Origin of the sequence: Psychrobacter pasteurii (assembly GCF_900162815.1) — a bacterium.
GTDB lineage: Bacteria > Pseudomonadota > Gammaproteobacteria > Pseudomonadales > Moraxellaceae > Psychrobacter > Psychrobacter pasteurii.
Window position 1 is genome coordinate 1 of sequence record NZ_FUGD01000228.1, and the last position, 1,965, is coordinate 1,965.

General features: G+C 33.7%; 3 protein-coding genes. All 3 read left to right on the forward strand.

What is annotated here, in order from left to right; all coding sequences use genetic code 11:
• Positions 1–803: AraC family transcriptional regulator (locus tag A1232T_RS13585; protein WP_077449842.1), on the forward strand; the 803-nt coding region annotated here is incomplete at its 5' end.
• Between the two features lie 178 nt (positions 804–981).
• Positions 982–1,443, forward strand: a complete 462-nt coding sequence (locus A1232T_RS13590; RefSeq protein ID WP_077449843.1) for a GNAT family N-acetyltransferase — start codon at positions 982–984, stop codon at positions 1,441–1,443.
• Positions 1,444–1,534: 91 nt separating this feature from the next.
• Positions 1,535–1,965: LysE family transporter (locus A1232T_RS13595; protein ID WP_244152481.1), on the forward strand; the 431-nt coding region annotated here is incomplete at its 3' end.

Sequence of the window (1,965 nt, forward strand, 5' to 3'; positions counted from 1 at the left end):
TCATTAAGTCTCGTAACAAGTATTTATTTAACTCATACAAGTCAGCATCTATGAACTCAAGACCATCATTCAAAAACCTTTTGTATATTCGTAGTTATTTAAACTCGGCGACTGAAGGACATTCTCACGACTTCAATCAATTGATAATACCTTTAATCACCCACCTTGATACTGGTGTTAATGATAAAACAGTGCGTATTCATTATGGTGAGGCTTTATTAGTTAATAAAAACGTATTTCATGAATGCCAATCAATGAATAACTTCAAATTTTTGACGGTAAATTTACATGAAAAGATTGATAACTTATGGACGTCTGAAACGAGTTTACACTTTTCATTAGATGAAAAAACGCTACTATTCTTAACGTTTATAGAAAAACAGTTGCAATCAACATGCAATATTGAGGCTGAAGCACAGATGTTTTATTTATTAAAAACCTTACTTAAGTCTATGCCTACTGTAAGTAAAGCAAGTCCACGCTTATTGTTAGTTGTTGAGACAATGAAGAATAATTTAGCAAAGACGCATACGATTGCTTCATTATCTAAAGTTGCCTGCTTGAGTGAAAGTCAGTTTAAAATGACATTCAAGAAACAGTTTTCGTGTACACCTTTAGCATATCTAACTGAGCTTAGGATGCAATCTGCTTTAGGTCTGATATTAAATACCGATATCCCTATTGCTCTAGTTGCTGAACAATGTGGCTATAGTAATACATTGTCTTTGGTGCGTAATTTTAAAAAACGGTTTAACCAAACACCTAATGAACGCCGTAAACGACACTTGGTTTACTCAAATTAAAGATAGACTATTCAAACTAAATTGCTTATAGAAAAAACGTCTTATTTAACCAATATACCGTCTTTTTTGCGCCTTTATTTTGTGTTTATTGAGATATGATAGATTTATAGTTTTTAAGCTGATTAATTACCTTTAGTCTGAAAATTTTAATTTTATTAAACAAATATTGGGAAATATAATGGACAATAGACCAGTTAAAAAAACAAAAATACAACCACTTAACGGGGCTGACTTCGATGATTGGTTAATATTATGGAATGCGTATTTAACGTTTTACGGTACGTCCTTACCATTAAAAATTAGTAAAGAGACATGGCGAAAGCTTTGTGATGATAATACGTCTATTTTTGGCTTTGGTGCTTATCAAAATGGCAAATTGGTGGGCATAGTACATACCGTGATTCATCCAAATACATGGAATGATACAGAGGTTTGCTATCTTGAAGATTTGTATGTCGCAGAAGATACACGGGGGGCAGGTATAGGACGGGCATTGATCCAACACGTGTATAGTTTTGCTGATATGAAAAATTGCAACCGTGTCTATTGGAAAACGCAAGAAAGTAATACAACTGCACGTAAAATTTATGATGATCTTGCAACACTTACGGATATGGTTGAATATCGATATGACTTGTAACAGTCAATAATTCATAACTGTATGATTACTAAATAGAGCCGAATGACCTCGGCTTTTTTTATTGCCTGTAATATAGGTTAGATGGAGAGATATGATGTTTGGCACTACAGATTTGCTGACTTATGTTATTGGTTCAATCATTGTGATTATATTACCAGGTCCAAATAGTTTGTATAGTTTAACAGTTTCAGCCTCATATGGTGTGCGCCGAGGCTATCTTGCGGTAACAGGTATTTTTGTTGGTGATAGTATTTTGATACTGCTAACTGTACTAGGTGCTGGCACTCTATTGAGACTGTATCCAACGGTATTTACTGTAATTAAGATGATAGGCGGATTGTACCTTATGTATCTTGGTATAAGATTGTTTATAAGCGCTTATGAGGCATACCAAAATTGCACTGTAAAACCTATTCACCTAGACTCTGTTGGTCCTGACACCAGAGAGAAAAATCCGATTTATTCGGATCCATACAAAAAAATTTCTAATGAAAATTTCTTTTTAAAAGGGCTGTTTTTAAG

Coding starts and splice junctions, on each gene's coding strand:
- A1232T_RS13590 (WP_077449843.1), top strand. CDS start 982: ATGGACAATAGACCAGTTAAAAAAACAAAAATACAACCACTTAACGGG.